The sequence below is a fragment of the Enterococcus sp. AZ067 genome, assembly GCF_051715005.1.
Classification (GTDB): domain Bacteria; phylum Bacillota; class Bacilli; order Lactobacillales; family Enterococcaceae; genus Enterococcus_D; species Enterococcus_D casseliflavus.
The window spans coordinates 112,447-131,722 of sequence record NZ_JBIOSY010000001.1 but is presented as its reverse complement, the minus strand read 5'-3'; the positions used below and the strand labels follow the sequence as shown (position 1 = coordinate 131,722).

Annotated in this window: 23 protein-coding genes; all 23 read right to left on the bottom strand. The window is 47.0% G+C overall.

What is annotated here, in order from left to right:
- Position 1 precedes the first annotated feature (1 nt).
- On the bottom strand, positions 2-1,297 hold the full coding sequence (locus IGI82_RS00610; RefSeq protein ID WP_005226627.1) for a methyl-accepting chemotaxis protein: 1,296 nt from the start codon (positions 1,295-1,297) through the stop codon (positions 2-4).
- Between the two features lie 154 nt (positions 1,298-1,451).
- Positions 1,452-2,162: a cell division ATP-binding protein FtsE gene (locus IGI82_RS00605; RefSeq protein WP_005226626.1), complete on the bottom strand. Its 711-nt coding sequence runs from the start codon at positions 2,160-2,162 to the stop codon at positions 1,452-1,454.
- A 12-nt stretch (positions 2,163-2,174) separates the two neighbouring features.
- On the bottom strand, positions 2,175-2,957 hold the full coding sequence (locus tag IGI82_RS00600; RefSeq protein WP_005226625.1) for a flagellar hook-basal body protein: 783 nt from the start codon (positions 2,955-2,957) through the stop codon (positions 2,175-2,177).
- Between the two features lie 10 nt (positions 2,958-2,967).
- Positions 2,968-3,669 carry a flagellar hook-basal body protein gene (locus tag IGI82_RS00595; protein ID WP_115231525.1) on the bottom strand — a complete coding sequence of 234 codons (702 nt, stop codon included), beginning with the start codon at positions 3,667-3,669 and terminating at the stop codon, positions 2,968-2,970.
- A complete protein-coding gene (locus IGI82_RS00590; RefSeq protein ID WP_005226623.1) occupies positions 3,666-4,373 on the bottom strand; it encodes a sigma-70 family RNA polymerase sigma factor in 708 nt (235 codons plus the stop codon). Before IGI82_RS00590 ends, IGI82_RS00595 begins: the two co-directional genes overlap by 4 nt.
- A 30-nt stretch (positions 4,374-4,403) precedes the next feature.
- Positions 4,404-6,479 (bottom strand): flagellar biosynthesis protein FlhA, encoded by a 2,076-nt coding sequence (flhA, locus tag IGI82_RS00585; protein WP_159161154.1) that lies wholly within the window; start codon positions 6,477-6,479, stop codon positions 4,404-4,406.
- A gap of 19 nt (positions 6,480-6,498) precedes the next feature.
- Positions 6,499-7,566, bottom strand: a complete 1,068-nt coding sequence (locus IGI82_RS00580) for an EscU/YscU/HrcU family type III secretion system export apparatus switch protein (protein ID WP_010748538.1) — start codon at positions 7,564-7,566, stop codon at positions 6,499-6,501.
- A 30-nt stretch (positions 7,567-7,596) separates the two neighbouring features.
- A complete protein-coding gene (gene fliR, locus IGI82_RS00575; protein WP_005232781.1) occupies positions 7,597-8,346 on the bottom strand; it encodes a flagellar biosynthetic protein FliR in 750 nt (249 codons plus the stop codon).
- Between the two features lie 12 nt (positions 8,347-8,358).
- Complete coding sequence (gene fliQ, locus IGI82_RS00570; RefSeq protein WP_005226613.1) at positions 8,359-8,622, bottom strand: flagellar biosynthesis protein FliQ; 264 nt, start codon at positions 8,620-8,622, stop codon at positions 8,359-8,361.
- 25 nt (positions 8,623-8,647) lie between these two features.
- A complete protein-coding gene (gene fliP / locus IGI82_RS00565) occupies positions 8,648-9,412 on the bottom strand; it encodes a flagellar type III secretion system pore protein FliP (RefSeq protein WP_005232783.1) in 765 nt (254 codons plus the stop codon).
- Complete coding sequence (locus tag IGI82_RS00560; protein WP_015508734.1) at positions 9,409-9,774, bottom strand: flagellar biosynthetic protein FliO; 366 nt, start codon at positions 9,772-9,774, stop codon at positions 9,409-9,411. Before IGI82_RS00560 ends, fliP begins: the two co-directional genes overlap by 4 nt.
- A gap of 14 nt (positions 9,775-9,788) precedes the next feature.
- Positions 9,789-10,292 (bottom strand): flagellar basal body-associated FliL family protein, encoded by a 504-nt coding sequence (locus tag IGI82_RS00555; protein ID WP_438841690.1) that lies wholly within the window; start codon positions 10,290-10,292, stop codon positions 9,789-9,791.
- 11 nt (positions 10,293-10,303) lie between these two features.
- Positions 10,304-10,501: a flagellar FlbD family protein gene (locus IGI82_RS00550; RefSeq protein WP_005226609.1), complete on the bottom strand. Its 198-nt coding sequence runs from the start codon at positions 10,499-10,501 to the stop codon at positions 10,304-10,306.
- Positions 10,502-10,536: 35 nt separating this feature from the next.
- On the bottom strand, positions 10,537-11,433 hold the full coding sequence (locus IGI82_RS00545; protein ID WP_010748537.1) for a flagellar hook-basal body complex protein: 897 nt from the start codon (positions 11,431-11,433) through the stop codon (positions 10,537-10,539).
- Positions 11,434-11,511: 78 nt separating this feature from the next.
- Complete coding sequence (locus IGI82_RS00540; RefSeq protein WP_438841689.1) at positions 11,512-11,874, bottom strand: flagellar protein; 363 nt, start codon at positions 11,872-11,874, stop codon at positions 11,512-11,514.
- Complete coding sequence (locus IGI82_RS00535) at positions 11,871-12,302, bottom strand: flagellar hook capping FlgD N-terminal domain-containing protein (RefSeq protein ID WP_003129052.1); 432 nt, start codon at positions 12,300-12,302, stop codon at positions 11,871-11,873. The genes IGI82_RS00540 and IGI82_RS00535 overlap by 4 nt, the downstream gene beginning before the upstream one ends.
- Positions 12,303-12,314: 12 nt before the next feature.
- Positions 12,315-13,688 (bottom strand): flagellar hook-length control protein FliK, encoded by a 1,374-nt coding sequence (locus IGI82_RS00530; protein ID WP_438841688.1) that lies wholly within the window; start codon positions 13,686-13,688, stop codon positions 12,315-12,317.
- 65 nt (positions 13,689-13,753) lie between these two features.
- Positions 13,754-14,173, bottom strand: coding sequence for a flagellar export protein FliJ (gene fliJ, locus IGI82_RS00525; protein ID WP_005226592.1), 420 nt, complete (start codon positions 14,171-14,173; stop codon positions 13,754-13,756).
- A 22-nt stretch (positions 14,174-14,195) separates the two neighbouring features.
- Complete coding sequence (gene fliI / locus IGI82_RS00520) at positions 14,196-15,548, bottom strand: flagellar protein export ATPase FliI (RefSeq protein ID WP_005226590.1); 1,353 nt, start codon at positions 15,546-15,548, stop codon at positions 14,196-14,198.
- Positions 15,545-16,303 carry a hypothetical protein gene (locus tag IGI82_RS00515; protein WP_438841687.1) on the bottom strand — a complete coding sequence of 253 codons (759 nt, stop codon included), beginning with the start codon at positions 16,301-16,303 and terminating at the stop codon, positions 15,545-15,547. The genes fliI and IGI82_RS00515 overlap by 4 nt, the downstream gene beginning before the upstream one ends.
- Positions 16,287-17,291: a flagellar motor switch protein FliG gene (gene fliG, locus IGI82_RS00510; RefSeq protein WP_005226586.1), complete on the bottom strand. Its 1,005-nt coding sequence runs from the start codon at positions 17,289-17,291 to the stop codon at positions 16,287-16,289. The genes IGI82_RS00515 and fliG overlap by 17 nt, the downstream gene beginning before the upstream one ends.
- A 10-nt stretch (positions 17,292-17,301) precedes the next feature.
- A complete protein-coding gene (fliF, locus tag IGI82_RS00505) occupies positions 17,302-18,924 on the bottom strand; it encodes a flagellar basal-body MS-ring/collar protein FliF (protein WP_438841686.1) in 1,623 nt (540 codons plus the stop codon).
- Between the two features lie 27 nt (positions 18,925-18,951).
- On the bottom strand, positions 18,952-19,275 hold the full coding sequence (gene fliE / locus IGI82_RS00500) for a flagellar hook-basal body complex protein FliE (protein WP_271771576.1): 324 nt from the start codon (positions 19,273-19,275) through the stop codon (positions 18,952-18,954).
- Position 19,276 lies beyond the last annotated feature (1 nt).

The window sequence follows — 19,276 nt, the reverse complement described above, 5'->3', positions numbered from 1 at the left end:
TTTAGAATTTGAAACTATCCACTTGGAATTTAAGGATAGTGGCGATCGTTTCGATCTCTTGCACATTCCGTTCAAAGTCTTCGATGACTAAGTAGAAGTCTTCTAAGTTTGCCGTTACTTCTTGGGTGCCGGCGGAGGTTTCCGAAACAGCAGCCGAAATGTTGCTGACGGAAACTTGAACCATGTCTTTTTTCTCAACGATCCCCGTAATATGGGCTTCCACGGCTTGAATACTTGAAACCAATTTTTCGACAATATCAGAGATCTCATTGGCTGATTCGATTGCTTTGTTGATATTGTTGGTTTGTTTTTCGCCGCTTTCAAAGGAATCCGTCACTGCAGAGACCACTTTTTCCGATTTTTTGCGGATCGTTTCAATGATCGAACGAATGCTTTTCGTTGATTGACTGCTTTGTTCCGCCAAGCTGCGGACTTCTTCCGCAACGATGGCAAACCCTCGGCCCGCTTCTCCAGCTCGAGCTGCTTCGATGGATGCATTCAATGCCAGTAAGTTGGTCTGATCAGAAATGTCATTGATCAGCTGAACGATCTTACCGATGCTTTGGACATCTTCGTTCATGTCGTTCATGCTTTCTACTAATTCTGCTTGGTTTTGCCGTTCGATCTCCCAGCTTTCAAATACATGGAACATCATTTCCGAATTGTGGACATTGCTGCTTTGGGATTGACCGACATAGCCGTTCATCAATTCGATCTCTTTGTGGATCTCTTCGATACTTAAGGCTAGCTCGTCCATATCAAAGGAGGTTTGTTCCGCTTCGGAGGCTTGTGAACTAGTGGCATCTGCGATGGCATTCATCGTCTGACGCACATTTTCAATTGAATTTTTGGCATTTTTTGAGGTTGTCGTTAGGCCGCCTACCATTTTTTCCATTCGGCTGCTTTCTTCGTGCATGCCAACGATCACCGCTTTGAAGGTGTTTAAAACCCCTTGAAAACGATTTTGAACTTGCCCAAAAAGAGAAGTCTGGTCGCTGCTGCCGATCTCATCGATATGCGACAGATCGCCAGAACCGACTGCTTCTAGTTCTGTCAATAACGTATCCATGCCCGAGTGGGTCTCTTTTTTTACCAAATAGGTCATTCCTACTAACACTGCGATTTCTAGCAGCAGTACGATTACTGAAAAAATAAAAAAACTTTTTGCTGCTTGTCCGTCTCCGTGGGTGCGGATCACGAAGAAATAGCATCCTAATAATACGATCAGGGTAAATCCTAGCGGAATCAACGCCGCCAAGCGGATTTTTTTGATGATAGCTTGTACCTTCTTCTTCATAACAGTATCCTTTCCTATGCAAAATGATCAGTCGTGCTGTTTATCAAGATTCGCTCTTCACTTGATAATCGTTGGGTCACTCCTTCTTTATCCGATTATGAAAACAATCTTCTAGTTCTTTAATCGGATCTTTTGCTAGAAAAGTTAAGCATCTTCACCAGACATATGTATCTTTTGGATCAGCAAAGCGCGTATAGCCGCCTTGATATTCATCACGAACCAAGCGACCGTTTTGCAGCTCGACCACCCGATTACGGACCGTATTGACCATCGTGCTGTCGTGAGTCGCCAAGAGGATCGTGGCACCGACTTGATTGATCCGCAAGAGCAGTTTCATGACTTCAACGGCTGATTTGGCATCCAGATTGGCGGTGGGCTCATCGGCGATCAAGACTGCTGGCTCTGTGACGATCGCCCGCGCGATCGCTACTTTTTTGCGCTGTCCCACGGAAAGCTCCTCAGGATAGTGATCCTTTTGAGGAAACATACCCACCAGTTGCAGTGCTTTGGCGGTTTTTTCCTGACGCAGCTTGCGGGGAGTGCCTAGTACTTGCAGCGCATAATCGACGTTTTTGGCAACCGTCAGATAAGGAAGCAAAAGGTCTTCTTGTCCGACGATACCGACTTGTCGTCGAACCATATAGAGATGACGGTCTTTGAGTTGTTCCAACAAGACATTGCCGACTTGGATAGAACCAGCCGAAAGCTCTTCTTCTTTCAAGAGCAATTTGAATAAGGTCGATTTGCCCGCACCGCTGGGACCCACCACATAGATAAATTCTCCTTGAGGGATCGCAACAGAAATATCGGCCAATGCCAACGTGCCATTGCTGAATTTTTTACTGACCTTGGTTAAGCGAATCATGTTCTTTCTCCTCTAATCTGTAAAACGATTGATCACGGACCACATCTCATCGGCTGTCTGCATAGCTTTCGTATTCAATCCATACGCACGCTGGGTCGTTAACAAGTCTGTCATGGACGTCGCTAGATCCACCGTCGACTGTTCTAACTGTCCTTGCAAGACGCTGCCAAAGGCTGCTGGATTGGTTTGCGAAGTAAGCAACGCTTGATCACCGGCACGGTACAGTTGGTTGCCCACTGGCGTGATGTTTTCTGTATTCGTCGGCTGATAAAGGGTCAGCTGCCCCAACACGCGAGTCTGACCATTTTCTTCCGTCGTCAGCTGACCGCTGGCATCTATTGCGATTTGCTGCGCATCTGGCCACTGAGGGGTCGGTACGTTTGTGGTCATTGCCACAGGGTACCCTTCACTATTGACTAATTGCTTGTTCTCACTTAAATGAAAATTGCCTGCTCGACTCAGCAGCAATTGACCAGTTTGGTCCCGGACCCCGAAAAAGCCGTTGCCTTGGATCGCGAGATCTAATGGCTGAGCGGTGCCCGCCAGATTGCCTTGGGCAAAACTGGTAGTCGTAGTCGCTTTTGCCCCCATTGACGCACCATATTGGGCGGCGTTGCCATTAAATAGCGTTTCTTCTGCACCGATGGCATTTTCCATCAATGCTTGAAAATGGGTCGTTTGTGCTTGATAGCCATTGGTATTGACGTTGGCGATGTTGTTGGCTGTCGTGTCTAAGTTTGTCTGCAAATGATTCAACCCAGAACGGCTGATTCCTAATAATCCACTGATATTCATTGACTCATCCTCAAATCTTTCCTAATTCGTTGACCGCTTTTTGCAATGTCTGATTCGTTGAACTCAAGGCTTTCTGATTGGCTTCAAATTCGCGAGAAGTCTGGATCATCGCCACCATTTCATCGGCAACCGCTACATTGGCTTGTTCTAAGGCACCTTGCTGGATCACGGGTGCATTCACCGCGGTGCCTGCTGCGTTGCTAGTCACATAGTTTTGACCAGCTGTAGTCAATGCTTCTGGAGGAAATGTTTGGATCTGAAAGTTCGCTGGTCCCAAGGCGCTGACTGCTTGTCCATTGGCACCCAAGACAAGATAGCCTTCTTGTGTCACGTATTGATTCTGCTGATTGACGGTAAAGTCGCCATTTCTCGTATACAACCGCTGCCCCGCATTGTTTTGAACGACAAAGTAGCCTTCGGAAAGCAGTGCAAAATCGCTGGCTTGTCCCGTCTGTTTGACAGCACCTTGGTCTTGACTGATGGTACTGCCTGCCAATTGGGTCCCTAAAGACAATCCACCGATATCACGGCGGGTATCCGCATTGGGCCCGCTTTGGTAATTATGCAATGCGACTTCATCTAGCGCCGACTGGAACAAAGTTTTTGCTTGATACCCTGTTGTATTGACATTGGCAATATTGCCGCTCGTCGTCTCTTGTCGCTTTTGTAATAATGAAATGTTCCGTGATAAGACATCCAATCCTCGAATCATGCCAGTTCCTCCTCAATCAATGTGCGCAATTTAGCAATCGTTTTGCCATGAATTTGTGAAACTCGCGGAATCGAGACTTCTAAGATTTCAGCGATTTCTTTTAACGTCAGTTCTTCGGTATAGTACAAACTTAAAATCAATTGTTCCCGTTCCCCTAATTTTTTGATGCACGCCACCAAGGCGGTGCGTTTTTCTTCAGCGACCAAGGTCTCTTCGACATTTTCGGCTGGATCCCGAACCATATCTTTTAAGGTCATGCCTTCTTCTTGGTAAGCAAACAAGGTATCTTCCAAAGAGACGCTGGCTAAGTAGTGCAGACTCTCATAAATATCCGCTAGTTGACTTTGGTTGATTCCCAGCTGTTTGCAGATCTCGGTGTCGGTCGCTTCTCTTTTGAGGCTTTGCTCCAACTCTTGCCGTGCTTGATAAAACTGATTGACTGCCGCCATTTTGTATCGGGAGATTTTGGCGTGCTTGCGTACTTCATCAATAATTGCCCCTTTGATGCGAATCGCTGCATAGCTTTCAAAAGGAACTTTTTTTGAGGGATCGAATTTCCGCAAGGCATCCATCAGCCCAATCACCCCAATATTATAGAGATCGCCTGATTCATAATCGGCGGTTTTGATAGACAGGCGCTGAACCACCCGTTCCACTAGCGGCAGATACTTGATGATCTCCGCTTCTCGATCGACTTCATACATCGGCGATGCCCCTTCCTAAGAAAATTCTGCTTAAATGTCAATACTGCCCACCGTTTCGATCGCAATTTCATTGGGAATCTCATTTAGAGAAAGAACGGCGATATCTGGAAAATTAAAAACGATCATTTTTTTGAATGCTAACCGGATCTTAGGCGATGCCAGAATCACGAAATTGATATTTTGAGCGATCGCCGCATGTTGGATCCCACTGATGGAATCCAACAGCTTGGTCACGGTATCTGGTTTTAAGACCGGGTACGAGCCAGTTGCGGTTTTTTGGATACTTTGAGCGATGATTTCTTCTAGTTTCGGCTGGATCACCGCCACTTGCAGCTCGTGGTTCTCATTGGCATACTTGGCAGCGATCGTCCGTTTCAATGCTTGGCGGACATATTCTGTCAAAACTTCTACGTCTTTCGTGACAACGCCGTAATCGGCTAAAGTTTCTAAGATCGTTGCTAAGTCATTGATGGGAATTTGCTCATCCAATAAATTTTGTAAAACTTTTTGGACCTCGCCGAGCCGTAAAATATCGGGGATCAATTCATCGATCACGACATTGTACTGCTCTTTGATGCCCTCCAATAATTTCTTGACTTCTTGGCGACCTAACAGCTCTGGTGCATGGGCATAGATGATTTCTTTTAAGTGTGTTGCGATCACGGTCAACGGCTCGATAATCGTAAACCCTTGCAGATCCGCCATCTCCTTATCGGATTCATCAATCCACATAGCATCCAGATGAAAGGCTGGTTCTTTTGTTGCGATTCCTTGAAAAGGAAACGGCTCTTCATTCGGACTGATCACCATGACTTTATTCGGGTAAATATCGCCGCGGCCGACTTCGTTGCCGCGGATCTTGATCACGTAATCGTTGGCATCCAAATAGAGATTGTCGCGAATACGAACGGGACTGACTAAGATCCCTAATTCTCTAGCACTCTGTTTACGGATCGCCACGATGCGGTTCATCAAGCTGTTGTCGATCGAACTATCCACGATAGGGATCAGACCATACCCGATTTCCACTGAGATTGGTTCCACTTGGAAGGAAGCCACGGAATCGTCTTCTTCCTGTGCTTCTTTTTTGCGTTCCAGTGCCAATTTTTGTTCCCATTGTTTTTGTTCCACTCGCTGCTTTTCTTCTTTTTGCGTCACCAGAAAGCTGGCTGCGAAAAGGCCTAAGCCAATCAACACAAAAGGCACAAACGGAAACCCAGGAACTAAGGCTAAGACGAAGAGAATCGCCCCCACGATCCGAAACAGTTGGGGATTACGCATCACATCTGACGCAATATCTAAACCAAACGAACTATCGTTATCAGAACGAGTCACGATCACCCCAGAAGCAATGGAAATCAATAAAGAGGGAATCGAGCTGACCAAGCCATCCCCGATTGCCAGTTTCCCGAATTGGGCGAAGGCTTCCATGACGGTCATTTGTCCCCCCATGGAGAAAATGATCGCCCCGCCGACTAAATTGATGACAGTGATCAAGATCCCTGCGATCGCATCCCCTTTGACAAACTTGCTGGCACCATCCATCGAACCAAAGAAATCAGCTTCTCGCTGCAGATCTTTTCGTCGTTTGCGGGCATCCGCTTCCGTGATCAAACCGGCATTTAGGTCGGAATCGATCGCCATTTGCTTGCCGGGCATCGCATCCAATGTGAAGCGAGCAGTCACTTCTGAGACACGCCCTGCACCATTGGTCACGACGACTAGCTGAACCACCATGATGATCACGAACAAAATGATCCCCACGATGTAATTGCTGCCGGCAACGACATTGGCGAAGGCATCGATCACGTGTCCGCCATTTCCTTGGGTCAAGATCAACCGTGTGGAAGATAGGTTCAAACCTAAACGAAACATCGTTGTGATCAGCAGCAAGGTTGGAAACGTAGTGAATTCCAACACTGATTTGGTAAACAGGGTGATCAGTAAAATGTTGATCGCGATCGTCAAATTGATAATGATCAGAATATCTAATAGTGCACTCGGTAATGGAATAATAATCAAACCAATAATAGCTAGGACGATCACCGAGATTAAGATATCCGCCAGACCAATGCCTTTTTTCGGTTTTGAGGCAGCCTCATTCATTTTTGTTCCTCCTGTTTCCTTAAATCTTGCCGCGTTGGCTTTCTTCTAACTGATAGACCAAAGCGATGATTTCGGCAATGGCTTCATACATCTCAACCGGGATCAGATCCCCGGGTTCTACTTGGCGATAAAGGGCTCGTGCCACTTCACGGTTTTCGATCTGTGGAATATTTTCTTTCAGTGCTTCTGCTTTCATCCGCTGCGCCAGCTGATCTGCCCCTTTGGCCAGGACCCGCGGCACCCCTTCACTACTGGCATCGTAACGAATCGCAATGGCGAAATGGGTCGGATTGGTGATCAAAACCGTCGCTTCTTTGACGTTGGCGATGGCATTTTGAGTCATCGCACGGTACTTCGCTTTGCGCTGTGCTTTGACTTGCGGATCACCTTCCATTTGCTTGAACTCTTCTTTGACTTCCTGCTTGCTCATCATCAAGTTCTTACGATGGTTATAGCGTTGGTAGCCGTAGTCGACTACGGCCAAAATGATCAAGAAAATCGAGATCTGTAAAAACAATTCTTTGGCCCGCAGCAGCATGAACAGGATCGTTTTTTCCAACCCGACTTCACTCAAACCAAGTAAAACAGGGACGGCGGCTAAAAATTGTTGGTAGCACAAGTAGACGATCACGCCGAATTTCGCCAATGTTTTGCCTAAATTCATCAACGAGCGCAAACTGAATTGCTGCTTGATCCCGCTGATGGGGTTCAGCTTTTTAAAGTCTGGTTTGACGGCCTTGCCAGAAAACAACAGACCAACTTGGGCATAATTCGTGATAAGCCCGACTCCGAGCGCGACCAGAAAGACGGGCGCACACAACAAAAGCAGCAGCAAGATACTCTGCACCCCCAGTTTCGGCAGATCCGCCAAACTGGTTTGATAATCAGCCAGCTGCGCCAAACTTCGGGAAAAATAAGGCAAAAAAGAAGCTGCGAAAAACTGCCATAAAGACAGGATCAAAAACGAGAAGACCAATAGCGAAACAGCTGCTGCTAATTCCTGGGTCTTAGGGACCTCCCCGCGTTTGCGGGCATCCCGCAGCCGCTTGGCACTAGGTAGTTCGGTTTTGCCATCTTTTTCTGCCATCTTCTCACCTCCTGCTGGCTACCTGTTACTTTATTGAAAGGACTCGATAAACTCCTGCAAATAGCGGACCGTATCTGGCAAGTGTTTGCCTAAGTACGAAAGGACATTGGGTAGTAGCAAGAGAAACACCACAAAACTGATGGCGGTTTTCATCGAAAGACTCATCATCAAAATATTGATCTGGGGAATCGACCGAGAAATCACACCTAGCACCAGGTCCACCAACAGCAGCGCAATGATCATTGGTGCCGCAAGATTGACTGCCATCACCATCATTTGGCTGAAAAGTTTGACGATGCCTTCAACCGTCGTTCCTTGGATCACCACAGAGCCTAAGGGCACGATCCGAAAAGACAACAGCAATGCTGTGATCAGTCGATGATGCAGATCAAGTCCAAAAAACACAGCGATCGTCAGCCAATAGTACGTTTTGCCATACTGGGAAGAGGCGATTTGCAACGTCGGATCATAGGCTTGCGCCATCGAAAAGCCTACTTGAAAGTCGATCAGTTGACCCGCAATTTCCACACCAGTAAAGACCAGCTGACTCAAATAGCCCATCGCCATCCCAAACAGTACTTCCTTGATGACGAAAACCGTCAGCATAAAGAGGGAAAGCTCGGGAATCGCAGGTGCCGTCGGCAGACATAGGACCGTCAACGCCATGCCGATCACGATTTTTGCCAGTGACGGAAAATTTTGCTGTGAGAAGATCGGACAAAGGACGACAAACGCCAATATTCGACAAAAAATCAACACCGTCGCTTGAATCGGCGCCATCAGGTTTCCTCCTTACATTGCCGCAATCATCTTGAAGATCATTTTGGTAAAATTCAACAAGAGATTCAGCATAAAATTCCCCGCCAAGATCAAGGTCAAAAAAATCGCTAATAGTTTCGGCACAAAGCTCAATGTTTGTTCTTGGATTTGGGTAGTGGCTTGAAAAATACTGATCACCAATCCAACGAGCATGCCGACCAATAAGGCAGGGCCAGATATCGCTAAAATTCGAAGAAAGGCTTCCCTTAGCACATCAAGTACCATTTCTACTGTCATTTCCTCTTGGCTCCTTTCTTAGCGGCTATTGAAAGCTCTTGATCAGCGACTCCACGATCAGATACCAGCCATCCACTAAAACAAATAGTAAGATCTTGAAGGGCAGTGAGATCATGATCGGCGACAGCATCATCATCCCCATCGACATCAAGATACTGGAGACGACCAGATCAATGATCAAAAAGGGGATAAAAATCAAAAAGCCGATACTGAAAGCCGTTCGTAACTCACTGATAATAAACGCCGGTACCATAACGGTCAGAGGAACATCGTCAGAAGAATGATACTTTTCGGTCTCCCCATCAGCTTCCGCAAACAAGGCAATGTCTTTTTCCCGTGTCTGTACCATCATAAAGGCCTTGATCCGTTTTTCTGAGCGGTCAAAGGCTTCGGCTTGGCTGATCTCTTGTCGATCAAACGGTTCAATCGCTTGCTGGTAGACGTCGGTATACACAGGTTTCATAATAAAAAATGTCAAGAATAAGGCCAACCCGATCAACACTTGATTGGGCGGGTTTTGCTGTGTGCCTAACGAACTGCGCACAAAGGACAAAACCATGATGATACGAGTAAAAGAAGTCATCATGATCAGCAAGACTGGTAAAAGGGAAAGCAGCGTCAGCAACAAGAAAGTATTGATCGTATCACTTGAGCCATTCCCATTCGACAATAAATTGTTGATGGTGGAACTGACGTCTTCCGTGTCTAGCGCAAATGCCGTCTGCGGAAGCATCAGACTGCTGAAAAGGACCGCAGCCATGATCTTGATATCTCTGCCTTTGATCTTCATTTTTGCTTGCCTCGTTTTCCAGCAATTTCCGCCTTGGCTTTGTTGAGCCATTCAGAAAAGTCTTTGCCAGCTTGCACTTGGGTGCTTTCTAGGCTTTGCTGTAAAAAAGTGGCCGTTTCTTCTGGCGTCAACTCTTTGATGATTTGGTTTTGCTGTTCAGAAAAGCTCATGACATAACATTTGTCCATGATTTGGACGATCCCGATCGAAGACGACTTGCTGACGGCGATTTTTTGCAAAATACGCAGCTGGTGATTGTGCTGGTTCGTGTAACGATTCAAGTATTTCAAACTGATGTTGATCAAATAAAGAATAAGCAGCAAAAACCCAATCATTTTGACCAGCGATAAAAATGTTTCCATCAACATGCCTCTTTCTATTGGATCACTAAATCCGTCACATAAACATCCTTGGCGATTTCTGATCCGTATTCCTGATTAATTGTTTCTTTCAATGCTTTTTTTAAATTCGGTACACTTTCGACGGAGCTCAAAATACCGCTGGCCTTTTGTTGGCGCAATAAATTCACGACGCTGTCACGAATGACGGCCACATTTTTCGTGGCTTCCGCGCTTTTTTCCTCATCCGCCACTAAAATCGATAAATTGACCTTCATGTATTGCTGCTCTTGGTTGTCTTCTTTGGCCAGATTGACTAAAAATTCATCCAATGCCACGATCGCTTCGTCTGAGGAGATTTTGCTGCTGTCTTTTGCTGTTTCAGCAGCTGCTGTTTTTTCCCCCGTCAAAAAGTGATTCGTCACTAAGGTCCCGCCGATACTGCCGCCGACTACCACGATCAAGAGGATCGGCAGTAAAACAACCATACTCAAGCCTTTTTTCTCTTTTTCTGCTTTTGGTGCTTTTTCTTCTTTTGCCATCTTTCCCACCCTTACGTTTTCACTTGGTTCGAATGGATCACCGTATGATACTCGATCACCCGCTGCGCAACTTCTTGCGCAGCTTCCGTCACCACTAATGTTTTGCCGTCTGTCAGTGTGATCAATGTATCCGGCATTTCTTCGATCCGATAAATCAATGTTGGATTTAAATAGAATGGCTTGCCATTCAATGCTGTCACTAGAATCATGGTCAAACTCCTCTCAATGGTGAAGCGTCACGTTCTTAACGTTTTAGATTCAATAATTCTTGCAGCATTTCATCAGAAGTCGTAATACTTCTTGAATTTGCTTGATAGGCACGGCTCGCAATGATCATTTCGGTAAATTCTGTCGAAAGATCGACATTGGACATTTCCAAGGCACCTGCTTGCAGCGTTCCTGCACCATTGTTGCCAGGTCCTGCAACGATCGGATTCCCTGAGTTGCTGGTTTGGATATAGTTGTTGCCGCCGACTTTTTCTAAGCCTTCTGGGTTATTGAAGGTTGCGACACCGACTTTTCCCATCACAAAGGTTTGATTGCCGTATTTTGCCAACACTAAGCCATTGGCATCGATCGCCATGGAGTTATAGGTCAAGGTTTCCCCATTGACGGTCAGTGTGCTTGGGATCGACAAGGGAGATACCGCATCTTGTCCGCTCAATGCCGTGTTTTCATCAAAGTTGTCATCATAGACAACTGGTTGACCGCCATTGACTGAACGACCTAAGACTTGCATCCCATCACTATTGGTCAAGGTTCCGTTGCTGTCGCGCACGAATGCGCCATCTCGTGTGTAATAGGTTTCGCCATTTGCTCCTGGTCCTTGTACCATAAAGTAGCCCTGTCCGCTGATATAAAAATCCATGCTGCGACCTGTCGATTGCGGGGCACCGACTGTATTGATAGTATCGATGGAGCCCGTCTGAACCCCTAAACCGATCTGCGTTGCGTTGATCCCGCCTAAGCCGTTGCCTGGCGCAGTTGCATTAGACATCGTTTGGCTCATCATGTCTTGGAAAAGAACTCGACTTGATTTGAATCCAACCGTATTGACGTTGGCGATATTATTGGAAACCACGTCCATTTTCGTTTGAAGATTTTTCATTCCACTGACACCTGAATATAATGATCGTAACATGCTTGTTTTCCTCCTTATGGTTGGCGTATTTTCCTCTGTCATTCAGAAAATACTTGCAGCCCCTTTTCAGTCCAGCTGCTATTTGATAAATGTGGCGCTGTCAATATTGGTGACGGTGTGAAGCTCATTCATCCCCATCGCCGTAATGATGGTTCGTGAATGGACATCGGCGATCAAGCCCATATCTTTGTACACGAGCAGTGATTCTTTGCTGCCTTTTTCCGCGAGCTCACTAAGCGCCGTTGAAAGGGATTGATAATCATCGTCTTGTAAGGTCAATTCTCTTTCGGTCAAACGCTTTTGCGCATGATGGGAGACTTTGATGTCGCTTTGTTTTTGTTCAAGCATTGCAGAAAAGGCTTGTTTGTCCACGCCTTTGCAGGGATGTTGATAAGGCTCCCCGGCAACTTTTTGCAGCCCCTGTTGAATCGTCAAACTCATTTTGCTTCGCCACCAATCTCTTGGATCGCACTCATACTGTATTCTTTGCCATTTACGACGATCGTGGCGTAGCCATTGGCAAAGCGGACCTTTTCGATGGTTCCTGACAATGTTTCTGTGCCGTCCATCAGAGTGACTTGTTTATTGATCAAGCTAAAGGCTTGCTGCTGTTGCTGTAAAATCACCGAGGTCGTCAACGTTTCGCTCAATTCATTCAAGCTCTCTAAGGTCGTAAATTGAACCAGTTGCGAGATATAGTCGGTGCTACCACCACCAGAAGAATCGCTGCCTCCCATCGATGGGTTGCTCATAGATGCGGCTAAGATCTTCAAAAAATCATCCATGGAGATATCTGAAGATTTTTTTGTTTGCGTTAATGCCGATGTATTGGCAATACCGGCCGCAGCTGCTGTAATTTCATCTGCCATAGGTCTCCTCCTTTACACTAAAATACTGATCGCATGATCGATCGGTGCTAATTGCGGCTCTTCCTCAGCCGTATTGCTTTGATGAAATGGCTTTTTGCTTTGTCCTTTTTGAGCCTGTAAAAACCGCTGTTGGCTTAACTGACTGTCACTTGCCATCATACTGCCGGCAAAGGATTGATTTGCCAGCGGACTAGCCTGCTGGACAGAAGCTAACGTAGGTTCTTTGATCGCTAGGATCGGCTGCTCTTGCTTTTGCAAAACTTGCTCTAGCTCATGCTTGATGGACAGCAATAATTCTTTGGCTTGTGGCTGCTGAACGGTCAGTTCTAAGCGGCTGCCTTGGGCATTCGTTTCTAGGGAAAGCTGGATCGTGCCTAATTTTTCGGGAACGAATTGCAGCGTGATTTTTTTCTCGCTTGCCGTGCTGCTCGTTTGGACAAGTTGGGCAGTCGATTTTGCTAAGGGCAGGACCGCTTGTTCCATATTCGCTTTTGTTGGCGTTGGTCCTTGCTTGGTCAAAAGGGGAGAAACATCAAGCAGCTGCAGTGCTGGTGCCGCTATTTCATTGTCGGTTGCTGCTGAAGAAGCAATGGCTTGTGCAGAAACAGCTTCCGCTTTTTTGGCGACTGTTTCATTCGTGCGTTGCAAGGTGCTAGTCGTATCCGTCGCTTGGTTGGTCACTGGCGACACTTGATTTAATGGTCCCGTTTGGCCCAATTGCGCGGTCCCTTCGGTGGACTGTTTCAGCTGTGCTTCTGTCGTTTGCGCAATCGCGGCTTGTGTTACTGAATCGACTTCCTTGATTTCCTTGAAAGGAGCGATTTCTTTTGCCGTGGTCTGCTCCTCGCCTACTAAGTCTTCTGGCAAAGGTGTTTCAAGCGTTGTTGCTGCGGCTTCACTTCTGTCATTTGTCATCAAAGCTAGACCTTCAAGCGCAGGCTCGGAGGGGTTGACGACTGTGGTGGCTACGTCTATTGGTGCTGGAAAAGCTGCTGAAACACTGTCGAGAGAAGCTGCTGTGGCGCTCGTTTGGTTCTGCTCCGTCGTTGCCATTGATGCCTGTGGCGCTTCTTGAACCAAGCCTGCAAAAGGTGCCTGGCTGATTTGGCTCATTCCTGGCGCGTGTGTCGTTGCAGGTTGTTCGACTGCTGGAGTGATTTCTGGCTCTTGTGGCAGATGTTCCATACTGCTGGCAACCCCCATTTCTGGTGCGGCGGCGGTTTGCTCCGACATACCTGATGGTTCGAAGGATGCTGGCAGATTGCTTGCGCTCTGTTCCGTCAGCTGTTGCATCAGCAAACTGAAGACTTCTGGTGACGCCTCCGTCTTTTTTGATTTGCTACCGACAGGTACAGCGGTTGCGGCACTTGTTGTGATCTCTTTCATTGTTCACCTCCTCTCAGCTGATGCTTTGAAACCAAGGTCGTCTCATCACTAAAACCATTAGTGCTTTAAGAAAATAAGGCGCGATTGCCGAACTCATCCAATTGTTTTTGCTCTTCCAATTGCTGTTCATAGGTGTATTCAGCAAATTGTTTTTCTCGCAGCTTTTCCACGATCTTGCGTTCCTGCTGCGCTTCTACCACCACCGATAAAGACTCTGCCAATTCTTGCTTCACGTGAAACATTTTGTTCTGAACCTCATCGATGGTGGCATTCAACGCAAGCAAATAGCGTTGCTGCACTTGCATCCGCCCAATGGTCATCTCATTGACATCAAAAAGTTGGGCTTTTTCCTGTGTCAGCGTATTCAGGTGCTGTTCTTGCTGAATCAACAATTGTTGTTTTTGGGCGTAAGCGCGTTTGGCTTCTTGCTCAATGGTTTTTCGGTGATCCAATACTTTTTCTAAGGAAAAGTGAAATGCTTGCATAGCTGCTCCTTTATGATCTGTTTTACATGGTCGAACGCTGGCGCTCGATCAGCGCTTCTTCACTGAACAAATGCGCCAGTTCAAAAATCGTTTGTTCAAATGGGATCCGCTCATCCACTTTTTGCTGTAAAAACCGCAGGATGGGGTGATGCAGCGCGATCGCTTGGTCGGTCAACGCATTGCTGCCGCTTTTGTAGGCACCGATATCGATCAAATCCTTGGCCTCTGCATAAACGGCCATGTTTTCTTTTAGTTCCCCCGCATGTTTATGCTGTTCCTCAGAAACAAGGGTCTTCATCAAGCGGCTGAGGCTGTTTTGAATATCGATGGCAGGATAATGATTTTGAGCGGCGATTTTTCGGGACAACAGAATATGTCCATCAAGAATTCCCCGCACCGCATCAGCGATCGGTTCATTCATGTCATCCCCTTCTACCAAGACAGTATAAAAGGCCGTGATCGAGCCTTTGTCCGACATCCCACTGCGTTCTAACAACTTCGGTAAAGCTGTAAACACAGAAGGGGTATAACCTTTGGTCGTCGGCGGCTCGCCTGTCGATAGACCGATCTCCCGCTGCGCCATCGCAAAACGGGTCACCGAATCCATCATCAATACGACTTTCTTCCCTTGATCGCGGTAATACTCAGCGATCGCTGTTGCCACATGAGCCCCTTTTAATCGTACGAGGGGCGGCATATCGGAGGTAGCACAGACAACGACCGACTTGCGGTAACCTTCTGGGCCTAGATCATTTTCAATAAATTCTTTGACTTCTCGTCCCCGCTCGCCGATCAAGCCGATCACGATGACATCGGCTTCGCAATAACGAGCCAACATCCCCAATAAAGTACTCTTACCGACCCCGCTGCCGGCAAAAATGCCGATCCGTTGGCCAAGGCCGACGGTCAAAAGACCATCGATCGCCCGGACACCTGTCGGCATGATCTCAGCGATTTTTTGACGGCGAAAGGGGTCAGGAGAATCTTGACTAACTGGATATTCTGGCGCACTTTCCAGCTCCAGCGCCATATCTAACGGTCGCCCTAGTCCATCTAAGGTGTGCCCTAGCAGCGTATCATCGATTTTTACCGTCAATGATTTGCCAGTTGGCCGCACCAAACAGCCCGGTCCGATGCCTTCTAGCTGATCAAGGGGCATCAGGAGCACGGTTTTTTTCACAAAGCCTACGACTTCAGCTAAGGCTGTATGTGTCTTGTTTTGCAATGCGACTTCACAGATTTCCCCTATGAAAACCGCCAGCCCTTCGACTTTGATCAGCAGACCTACGACTTCGCTGACTTTGCCGTAGGTGGTAAAAAACGGCTGTGCTTGCGCCGTTTTGCGCAGCGCTGTGATCGGTAATTCAAACGTCATTCCTTCACACTGCTTTCTAGAAATTGGCTCAAAAAGCGAGCGATTTCTTTCCTCAGTTCAAAAACCACCAAGGCATTTTCAGATTCGATACAAAAATCGTGTTCCGCCAAGCTGTCATCTGCCATGAGTAAATAGCGAAACCCGCTGATCGTCTGCTTTTTGGTTTCCAACAATTCTCGCAATCCTGCAAGATGCTGCTCTTGGCTGCGAACAGTCACAAATTGATCGGGTTGTTCAAATTGCCATAGCACAGACTCCACAAAAGGCAGGAAGCCTGCTTGCTCATCTGTAAAACGTTGATTAATCAAGGCTTCAGCGATTGCCGTGCCGTAAGCGATCATTTCTTGCTTTTTCTCTGAGCGAAAGGTGTTGATCTCAGAAACGACTTCAGCGACATTGGCTTGGGCTTGGGCCATCAATGCTTGCGCGGCTTCTTTGCTGGCATTGAGTCCTTCTTGATAGCCTTGTTGAAAGCCGTCTGCTTGTCCTGCTTGAAAGCCTTCCGTTCTCGCTTCTGCTAGAATTTGCGCCGCTTGTTCTTGTGCATCGGTCAAAATCTGCTGCTTCAAGGCTTCCATTTGCTGCAGATGCCGTTCCTGCTCCAACTGGCGTGCACGTCTAGCCGCTTGCAGTTCTGGATCTAAGCTTGGTTTCTCAATCGGCGCTTTGATGGTCGTATCCGTCAAAATACTGCGCGCAGCTTCGGTCGTTTTGACCGCCTGCTGCTTCAATAAACTGCTATTTGACCACTGCATCTTGGTCGCCCCTTCCGATGTAGATCTCACCGGTTTCATCTAGCCGTCGAATCACAGCCACCACACTTTGTTGGGCTTCTTCTACAGCAGATAAGCGGGTAGGACCCATAAATTGAATTTCTTCTTGCAGATTTTCCACCGCCCGTGATGAGAGGTTGGAGAAAATAAAGTTCTTGATGTCATCGGTCGTGCCTTTAAGCGCTAAGACTAAGACATCGTTTTGAACATCTCGTAAGACTTTTTGAACATCCAAGCGATCGAGGGTCACGATATCCTCGAAAGTAAACAAGCTGGATTTCACTTCGTTGGAGAGTTCTGGTTGCCGCTTTTCTAAGTCGTTCAAAATGTTCTTTTCGGTGCTGCGGCTGACTGAGTTCAAGATCTCAACCAGAGTATGCACACCACCGACATTTTCCGTATCGTTCTCAATGTAATTCGAGAATTTGTTCTCGATCACTTTTTCGATCCGTTCGATCACCAAAGGCGACGTACTGGAGATCGTCCCGATCCGTTCAGCGATCTCCACTTGCAAATGATCGGGAAACTGCGACAAGACGCTGGCCGCTTTGTCCGGCTGCATGTAGCACAAAATCAACGCTACCGTTTGCGGATGTTCACCGATCAACAGATTGGTCAACTGTTGAACATCGGCTTTGCGAGCGATATTAAAGGGCCGTTCCCGCAGCTGAATCTGAGTCAATACGTCAATGACTTCTTTGGCTTTTTGAGGGCCTAATGCTTGGTTCAGCAAATTTTTGGCATAATCGATCCCGCCGTCTAAGACATATTTGCGAGCCGTTGCGGTATGAGAAAATTCCTCCAACACTTGATCCCGCTCTTCGGGACTGACAAAGTCGATATTGGCGATCTCATAGCTCACCTTTTGTATAAATGATTCTGGCAGCAGCTTCATGATCTTTGCAGAGGTATCTGATCCTAGAGAGATCAGAAGAATCGCTGCTTTTTTTACCCCGTCTATTGTATCCATGGCTGCCCCCTTATTTTTCTTTCATCCAAGCTTTGATCAATTCCGCCGCTACTTCAGGATTGCTTTCGGCATAATTTCTAGCCGTTTGATCCAATGTTGGTTCTCCTGAATGTTCTGCTGCGGCTTCTTGTGTGGATGCTTCTGGCACCGCTGGTTTCGTTTCAGCAGACCGATTGCCGACACCGCCAAAAACGACTTCTTGTGCAACTGACGGACTTGTACCAGTGCTAACTGCGGACGGTTGTGCAAAAGTGACCATTTCCTCCGTCACATCGACTTCCAGCTCGTCTTCTTTACGACGACGTCGGATCACGCCAACGATCATTAAAATCACTAAGAACAAGGTCAACACGATGCCGCCGATGATGGCATACTTGAGATAACCTTTGGCAGCTGCAATCGGTTCATTCCCTTGCGGATCAACGGCTGGATCAACCTCTGCTTGGGCAAAGTCAAATCCTTGGATCGCGATTTGATCCCCACGGTCATTGTCATAGCCGACAGCACTAGCAATCAACTGCTGCAATTCTTCTTGATCCGCTTGCGAAAGGTTCGCATTGATCACGATCGAGCTGGTCATTCGTTCGATCATGCCAGGGGCCGTAATGGTCGTGGTGGTCTCGGTATCCAATTCGTTTTCCACCGAACGGCTGTAGGAATTGTTTCCCTCTCCATCCGTGCCCGTCACATTGGAGACATTGTCATCCACCGTCCCTGTTTGGGCTTCTTGGACGGTGCCTTGCGAACCAGCAGCCTGCACTGTCTCACTCTTGATCTCTGGGTCATCATAAGTAACTTTCTTCCGCTCGATCGAGTCAAAATTCAAGTCTAAATTGATCGACACTTGGAATTTGTCTGCGCCATAGATCGGTGTCAGCAGCTTCGCTACTTTTTCTTCTAGTGTTTTTTCATAGGAATCTTTGATGGCAATGTATTTATTGTTCAGGCCACTTAATTGACTGGCTTCATCTTCGGTTCTCGTCAAGGTATTGCCCGCGCTATCAACGACTTTTACATTTTCTGGCTTCAGCTTTTCCACTGCCCCTGAAGTCAAGGTAACGATCCCTTGCACGGACTCGTCTGCAATCTGCTGATTTTTCAAGGTCAACACGATAGAAGCAGTTGGCGCACTTTCCTCAGAAGAAAAGACACTTTCTTCTGGCATTACGAGTAAAACTTTGGCGGATTTGACCGCATCGATCGACTCGATCGCTCGTTGCAGTTCGCCCGTTACTGCCCGCTGATACATGATCTTGCGGTCTTCGTCTGTTGTCATCATGTTGGCATCATCAAATAATTCAAAGCCCGTACTGGTATTTGGTAATTTATTGTCCACGGCAAGATTGATGCGGTATTCATCGACTTGGTCTTTATCGATCAAAATAGTCGTCCCATTGTCGGCTAATTTGTAGGCGATCTGCTGTTCCTCCAAATCCTTGCTGATCGTTCCCGCATCGGCATCGCTTAGATCCGTAAACAAGATACCGTATTCAATTCGCGTATTTAAATAATAAACAGCTGCTGTGATTCCGAGAACGCTGATAACGGAAAGAACAACGATCATTTTCTTTAAAGAGCTTTGCATTTGCCAACGGTCTTTGAGTTGTTCTGTCCATTCTTTCACTTTATCCATCATTTATCCTTATTCCCTCACCCACTGCTAAAACTGCATATTTTTCACGTCATTGTAAGCTTCTAAACACTTGTTTCGTACTTGAACGGCTGTTTGTAGCGCCAATTGCGCCTCCGTCATGCGAATCATCACATTCCCTAGATCGCTTTCATCGCCGGTGATCAAATTTACAGTATCTTGATCCATGACCGCCGTTTTTTGATTCAACTGATCGACCGCATGGGTCAAGTAAGAAGAAAACTGATTTTCCTCGGCGCCTGCAACACTGGTCTCGTTTGAAGAAGCCCCCGTGCCTAGTGTCCGCAAAACGTTTTGGTAGTCCGTTAATCCTGTCGTTAAAAGTCCATCCATT